Genomic DNA, 6,942 nt, shown 5'->3' with positions numbered 1-6,942 from the left:
CGGCACAGACGGGCGAGTTGCCGTTTCCAGAGCCTGGGGGAGGGGGGCCGCAGGGTGAACTGCCGCTGAGTATGCGCGCCATGCCGATGACTCCGCCTTCAAACGGACCAGGTGGGTCTGACGCCGTTGTGGAGACCGCACACCAAGATGCTGGCAGCCAAACGTCAAAGCAAACCGACGTCGCTCCAAAAAAGACCGCGCCTGTCGTTCAAACCGTTATCGCCGAGGAACAGCGCCAGATGGAGATGGATTTTGGAAGCCAGGTCGCCGATGCAGAGGCAGCGAGCGTAGCTGATGAGGCGCAGATGCGCTCTGCAGTCGATGGCTTGGACGACATGGAAGCGATGCTGCGAGAGGAGGATGGTGAAAGGCTGGTTGCGCGATAGGGTGGCGGGCATGGCGACCTGCGCGTAGCTTCCGTAACGCTGAATGTCACAAACGATGCTTTTTGACGCCGAAAAAAGGGGCTGGTTTGCATGACCGTTCGATCTTTCGCTCGGAACGTCGTGGGCAGGGTCCAGCCATCTCCACCTTGTTCAGATTATGCCCCGAGACGGCGCAGCCGCTTGTCGATCTCGGCGGGGGGTAGGAAGACCGCCTCATCCGCCCGCCAGATTTGCAGGGCGGAGACAAGAAGCCCGACATCGCAGGCTTCGGCGGCGTGCAGCTCGTCGATGATCCAGAGGACGCCATGAACGCGCACCGCGCGAGCGGTGGCGACCTTGCGTAGAAGGTTGTCGCCGGTCAGGAGGATGCCGTTTTCCTGGCAGGTTGTCGTCACGAGGGCGAAGCAATCATTGGCCGACAGGCGGCTATGTTCCCGCTTTAGAGCGAAAACCCGCGCGACTTCTTCCCCCGGCAGATCGTAGGTGGCGAGGCCACCGTCTTCGAGCATCCGCCATTCCTGCGCTGTGAAATCGAGCAGCTCCTCCTCACGGATGGGCAGGGGCACGATGAAGCGATAGGGCAGCCGCAGCAGGACGTGCAGCAACTCTCCCTTCTTCAAGTCGATCAGACAGGACGCATCATTGACGACAACACAGGTCACTGGTCACGAGGCCCCCTGATGTCGCGTTCGACAACGCTCAAGGGGAGCCCGAGCATCTGCGCCGCCCGCACGGGGGAAATCATCTCCTCGCCGAGCGCGCGCCAGACGAGGCGCTCGAAGCGCTGCGGCTTCTCGAAGGCCGCAAAGCCCTCGCCTGGACCGATAGGCTCCGGCTCCTCGCGCCGCCAGCTTCGCGCATAGGTCTTGAACGCATATTCCACAGCGCTCTTCGACAGGATGCCCACCTGGCCGAGCCGCACGAGCATCGCGGCGGCGGAGACGCCATAGGTGCGCTTGAGCCGCATGATCTCTATCCAGGTCATGCCGTGACGGTTTCGGCCAGCTTCCTCTTCCAGATGCTCACGCGGAATGAGGAACGCCCCCGCGAAGCGGTGCATCGAGGGCTCCTTTTTCAGTGCGGCATTGCCGGTTTCGGTGATGATCCGGTGCGCGAGTTCGTGGGCGAGGTTGAAGCGCTTGCGTTCGACATTGGTGTGCCGCGAGACGACGATTACCTCAGTCGGTGCGCCCTCCGCCCGTTCGACATGACAGGCCAGCCCGTTGATGCGTTCCGGGAGATCGGCCTCGATGACCTTGAGTCCCTTGTCTTCGAGCAGGGCGGTCATACTCGGGATCGGGTCGATCCCAAGCTGCCACTCGCGCCGCACGTCCCGCGCCTTGGCGTCGATGGCCTCTTCATCGGCCACCATGTCCACGCGCAGCGCGGCGAAGGGGTCTTCAGCGGGGTGCATATCGAGGATGTCCTCGATGGCGAGATAGTCTTCGAGCTTCTCGATGACGATGGATTCCGCCATCGCGCGATCCTGCGCCGAGGCGGTCGAGTTCTTTCGCCACTCGACGCTTTCCAGAGCTTCGACCTGACCGCCGAGCAGGAAGTCCAGTGACACGCCGAGCGCCTTGCCGAGGCCGACCAGCACTGACGAGGACGGCATCATCTTGTCCGCCTCGTATTTGCTGATGGCCTGCGCTGACACGCTTGGGGTTACGCGCTCCGCGAGCGCTTGCATGGATAGACCCGCCCGCTTGCGGGCAAGCCTGAGTCTTTGTCCGAACATGATCCTCTCCCGGCGGGTATTGTTGTGGTTGATAAACGCCGTTTCTTCCTGTATATTTAAACATAAGGTTGTCGCATCGTCAATCGAAATCGACACGTGAGGCTTGAAATGTCTAAGAAAAATCAGCATGTTGTGCCGCATGAAAGCGGTTGGGCAGTGAAGGGGGCGGGTAACTCCCGCGCGTCTTCCGTCCACGGCACGCAGCGCGAGGCCATCACAGCCGCGCGGGAATCCGCCATTCGTCAGGGCAGCGAGATGCTGATCCACGGCGAGAACGGTCGCATCCGCGAGCGCAACACCTATGGCAAGGACCCGTATCCGCCGAAAGGCTGAAGGGCATAAGCGGAATGGATGTCAGGATGAGCAACGGTGGGAACAACAGGCAGATACGTCGCATCCTCTCCATCGACGGGGGCGGGATTAAGGGCACGATGCCCGCTGCATTCCTCGCGGGGCTCGAGGAGGATCTGGGCCAGCCCATTGGGCGCTATTTCGATCTCATCGCGGGCACATCGACGGGTGGCATCATCGCACTCGGCCTTGGCCTCGGCCGCACGGCAAAGGAACTGCTCGAGCTTTACGAGCGTCGCGGGCCTGTCATCTTCGGTCAGGACAATGCGGATGATGAACCGCTGGGGAGGATACGGCAGGCATGGCGCACCCTCACCGCCACAGGTCGGCACGTAGTCGGTCCAAAGCACGATGCGGCAATTCTTGCTCGTGAACTCAAGGCCGTTCTCAACAACGATCTGATCGGGCAATCACAGACCCGGTTGGTGATCCCGGCGTGGGATGCCGATCTCCGCAGCCCTTATATCTACAAGACCGCGCATCACACACGCCTGCAAACCGATTATCGCAAGACTGCGCTTGATGCCGCCCTGGCTACGGCAGCGGCACCTACGTATTTCAAGCGACATCGCACTGCTGATGATATTGGCCTGACCGATGGCGGGACATGGGCCAACAATCCCACAGCCATTGCTGTCGTCGAAGCCATCACTCTTCTGGGGTGGCATCCGTCAGACCTGCGCATTCTGAGCCTGGGGTGTCTGGACGAAGTCTACATGCTGCCCGAAAGTCCAGGGTTTGCCGGACTCGGCCTCAAAGTCCTCAACCTTTACGCGGATGGGCAATCACATGGCGCCCTCGGCATGGCAAAACTTCTGACGGGACACCCTTACGATGGGGATCGCATCTACCGCATTTCGCCGTCTGTCCCGAGCGGGTTTTTTACCTTGGATGACACCACGAAGATCGGCCGCCTCAAGGGCCTCGGTATGTCAGAAGCCCGAAAAGCAAAGCCCCACCTGACCCCGATCTTTTTCACCCAGCCTGCCGATACCTTCGTGCCGGTCTATCAACTCAAGGAGAAAGCGGCATGAATCAGATGTTGCGACAGCCGCTGACCGACAGTGATATTCGGCGGCGCACGCAGATATTCACCATCCTGGACGAGATAGGCGAGGATCTGGACCTCACCGAAACCCAGTTTGATCGTGCGCGCCAGAGCTATGGTGCCGTCGGAGACTGGCTGTCCGGTTCAACTGATCCCCTACTCGTCAGTGTTCTGGTCTATCTCCAAGGGTCCAGTGCGCTTGGAACGGCCGTGAAGCCAATCGGGCGGCGGGAATTCGATGTCGATCTGATCTGCTTTTGTGCAGGTATCGCGTCCGGCATCTCACCAGCGACCCTGAAGGCGGCGGTTGGAAACCGGCTCAAGGAACACGCCACCTATGTGCGCCTTCTCGAAGAAAAAAAGCGTTGTTGGCGTCTCAACTATGCGGGGGACTTCCACCTCGACCTATCCCCGACGATAGCAAACCCGGTCTGCGGCAACCGGGGCGAATTGGTGCCCGACCGGGCTCTGAAGGAATGGCATCCGACAAACCCGCGGGCCTACAAGACCCTGTTCGATGAGCGCGCCGCACTCCGGCCTACCTTTGTGGGCAAGTTTATCGCCATGCAGCGGGACGAGGCGACGGTGGAGCCGTTCCCCGTCCGAGAAGCAGTGAAAGGCATCCTGCGCCGCATCGTGCAATTGCTCAAACGGCACCGCGACGTTTTTTATCAGAACAACACGCAAGACGTGGCCCCGATTTCCGTTATCATTACCACCCTTGCGATGCAGTCCTATGCCTATTGCGTGCGCAACCACGTCTTCCATGACGAAATGGATCTGTTGGTCGAAACGATCCGGATGATGCCGCACTTCATCGACCGCCCCATTCTGGACGGACGGCGGGGCTATGCCATCCTGAACGAGACAACCAACGGGGAAAACTTCGCCGACAATTGGAACAAGGATGAACGCCGGGCACCAGCATTCTATGCGTGGCACGCACAAGCTCTGTCCGACTTTGAAGTCCTTCGCGATGCTGTTGGTCAGGACCGTGTGTCATTGAACATGGAGCGTTCGTTTGGTTCCGGTGTCACCGGACGGGTTCTCGGCAACCGCGTCAATGCGGTGTCGGATGGTCGCAAATCGGGTCTGCTTTCTGTCGCACCTGTGGTCGGGCTGACGACATCGAAGGTCGCAGCATCAACGACCGTGCCCACAAATACGTTCTTCGGTGATTGATGATAGGACGAGGCGGGCAATACGACCTGACCCTGTCGCAGCAGCTGCTGTTCCTGAAGGCAAGCCCGGCTATCAGTGGTGTGGGGCAGGTCCGCGCAAACAAATTGACATGGCAAGAGCCTATACAACCGACCGCCTTGGCGCGCTCCTACCTTGCCACGATCACGCTTCAGCCGGGTCAAACGCCCGGTGTTCAGATAGACGACCCGGATCTGGAGTTGCTGGCGGCAGGGCGTCCTTTTCCTCACGTCTACAGAGATCCGCTGCGCCTTTGTCTTTATCTTCCAGGTGCCAGGGAATGGGACGCGCGGAAGCGGATCGACCAAACCATCATTCCGTGGACTTACCTTTGGCTCTATTATTTCGAAGATTGGCTTTGGTCAGACGACTGGAAAGGTGAAGGGCAACACCCCGGCGAAGAGCCTGAGCCAGTTGGCAATCGGGCGATGCGCAGGGCCGTGGCACGGTGCTAAAATTGTCGATTCCGCTTGTGGCAGAAACGGTCGTGTTTGGCCACGTGCCTTGTGTCGCGAGGGATCAACCGTTTAGCAATGACAAAAACCCGCGGCGAAACCTTTGCAGTTTTGGCAAGTTTTTGGCACCTGGCTGTCACCGCCTGCCCAACCTACCAAGTCTCGAAAGCTGTGCCAGCATTCGGGCGCCTGTTCCGGTTGCGTCACCCGGACGAGCCGCAGTTGGCCCTCCAGCAGTATTTGGCCGGCTCGGCAAGGCTTGCACGCCGAAGAATTGTCGCGCTCGAAGGGCTGCGTATTCAGCCCCAGTTGCGCCACCGATGGCATAGCGATTGTAAACTTGTTGGCTACCTGCAAGCCCTCTGGCGAAGGCATAGCTTCCCCCGAACCCGGCTGAGAGTGCTGGCATCATGATGTTTCCGGAAATCGCCCGAACCAAGAAAGGCGTTGCTATGATGAAACCCTTTGCCATCAGCACCATCATGAAAAATGGGATAAGGGCCCCTATGTTCGAGGCTCCCTCCGGGTCGCCAAGTTCGGCAAGAAGCGCCCGAGAGACCCCCGTGATCGTCGCGAACACTCCGGCGACGACGATCGGATACATCGCGAATGAAATGAGCGCGGATAACCAGCGCGCGAAATAATCCTTGGTCACCTCGAACAGGGTCAAGAAGATCATCACTGGCGCAATGCCAATTAGCAGAGCGATCATGAGCCGGGACGCCACAACAATGAACGCCGCCAACCCGCCAAGAATCGAGAGCAGCAGAACCCCAAGTGTGTCAAGCAAGGCACCCGCCATCCAGTTCAGCTCAGATCCCGCAGCATTCAGATAGTCCCCGAGCGCTGCAATCAGTTCGTCAAATTCCTCTGCAAAGGTACCGGACGGACCAGGTGATCCGCCGCCGACAGAAGCCACAAGTGCCCCGGCAATGCTGTCAATTCCGTTCAGTATTGCTGAGGCAAGCGCATTGAACTGGACCCAGTTGGCCGCGAAGACCCCTATAAGTCCGACCTTCACGGCCAGCCAAAAGGCAGTTCGGCCGTCCATGGCGCGATATTGGTAGATCATGTTGATGAAGACCAGAATGACAACTAGTGTTGTGCCCAGAACCAGCAACGTGCCGACCGTTGCTGCGACCGCACCAAACTGAGTTTCGGCAGCGGTATCTAGATACCCTTCGGACGTTTCCACGAAGTAGGTGACGACACTCATGGATTGCTACCAGTTGCCAGCTGCTACGCAGATTGGCATGGCGGCGCGGCGCAGTTCATTTGCCTGTCGTCGGTATTCGGACGTCGCTTCGACAACGTCCCAGTATTTAGATGAAGCATAGCGCTCTGTGTAGAAGCGTACGGCGTCCTCCCAAGTTGGATACCGTGTGGGACAGTCGCAGTTTTGCGAGTCTACGACGCGCTCCATGCTTTGAGCCCGATATATCTGTTGGATCAAAAGGCGCTTATAGGATTCGCGCACATTGATGTTCTGCATCCACTTCGGCTCAGGTGGCTGGTCTGGGCAAACATTTGGGTGGTTGTCGAGCGTCGGGATCAGGTTCCGCTCGGCTACGCCAGCAGTTGTGCCAAAGATCAAGAGCAGGCCAGCGACTGCAATAGCCCGTGTCATTCCGATGCCGCCTTCATTGTACCAGTCTCACGCTTCAAGAAAGTGGTGTAGCCGTAGTCGCCGGCTTCGGCGGTGATAACCTCCCACCCTTCCGCGCCGCGCTCATTCAAAGCACGTCGCACCTCGTCGTAGTCCTC

General features: G+C 59.2%; 8 protein-coding genes and 1 pseudogene. 5 read left to right on the top strand and 4 right to left on the bottom strand.

Features of this window, described 5'->3' with window-relative positions; translation table 11 throughout:
- Positions 1–386, top strand: a pseudogene (locus ISM_RS18485) (type IV secretory system conjugative DNA transfer family protein); the annotation flags it as partial.
- Positions 387–541: 155 nt separating this feature from the next.
- Here ISM_RS18485 and ISM_RS17120 read toward each other — a convergent pair.
- The gene (locus ISM_RS17120) at positions 542–1,048 is read right to left on the bottom strand and encodes a PIN domain-containing protein (protein WP_009815557.1); all 507 of its coding nucleotides are present in this window, start codon (positions 1,046–1,048) and stop codon (positions 542–544) included.
- Positions 1,045–2,220 (bottom strand): XRE family transcriptional regulator, encoded by a 1,176-nt coding sequence (locus ISM_RS17115; protein ID WP_254655713.1) that lies wholly within the window; start codon positions 2,218–2,220, stop codon positions 1,045–1,047. Before ISM_RS17115 ends, ISM_RS17120 begins: the two co-directional genes overlap by 4 nt.
- Positions 2,221–2,232: 12 nt before the next feature.
- Between ISM_RS17115 and ISM_RS17110 the strand changes: the two genes are divergently transcribed.
- From ISM_RS17110 to ISM_RS17095, 4 genes are read left to right on the top strand one after another with little or no spacing between them, the layout of a single operon-like run.
- Entirely contained in the window at positions 2,233–2,457 is a 225-nt protein-coding gene (locus ISM_RS17110; RefSeq protein WP_009815559.1) for a DUF2188 domain-containing protein, read from the top strand.
- Positions 2,458–2,483: 26 nt separating this feature from the next.
- Positions 2,484–3,509: a CBASS cGAMP-activated phospholipase gene (locus ISM_RS17105; RefSeq protein WP_233486458.1), complete on the top strand. Its 1,026-nt coding sequence runs from the start codon at positions 2,484–2,486 to the stop codon at positions 3,507–3,509.
- The gene (locus ISM_RS17100; RefSeq protein WP_009815561.1) at positions 3,506–4,705 is read left to right on the top strand and encodes a nucleotidyltransferase domain-containing protein; all 1,200 of its coding nucleotides are present in this window, start codon (positions 3,506–3,508) and stop codon (positions 4,703–4,705) included. The genes ISM_RS17105 and ISM_RS17100 overlap by 4 nt, the downstream gene beginning before the upstream one ends.
- On the top strand, positions 4,705–5,178 hold the full coding sequence (locus ISM_RS17095; protein WP_009815562.1) for a type II CBASS E2 protein: 474 nt from the start codon (positions 4,705–4,707) through the stop codon (positions 5,176–5,178). The genes ISM_RS17100 and ISM_RS17095 overlap by 1 nt, the downstream gene beginning before the upstream one ends.
- A 136-nt stretch (positions 5,179–5,314) precedes the next feature.
- Here the strand turns inward: ISM_RS17095 and ISM_RS17090 are convergent, their stop codons facing one another.
- Positions 5,315–6,394, bottom strand: coding sequence for a TrbL/VirB6 family protein (locus ISM_RS17090; protein ID WP_009815563.1), 1,080 nt, complete (start codon positions 6,392–6,394; stop codon positions 5,315–5,317).
- A 6-nt stretch (positions 6,395–6,400) separates the two neighbouring features.
- Positions 6,401–6,805: a hypothetical protein gene (locus tag ISM_RS18070; RefSeq protein ID WP_009820226.1), complete on the bottom strand. Its 405-nt coding sequence runs from the start codon at positions 6,803–6,805 to the stop codon at positions 6,401–6,403.
- Positions 6,806–6,942: the final 137 nt, after the last annotated feature.

The organism is Roseovarius nubinhibens ISM (assembly GCF_000152625.1).
GTDB classification, from domain to species: Bacteria; Pseudomonadota; Alphaproteobacteria; order Rhodobacterales; family Rhodobacteraceae; genus Roseovarius; species Roseovarius nubinhibens.
The sequence above is the reverse complement of the archived record's forward strand: the minus strand, read 5'-3'. Positions and strand labels throughout refer to the sequence as shown.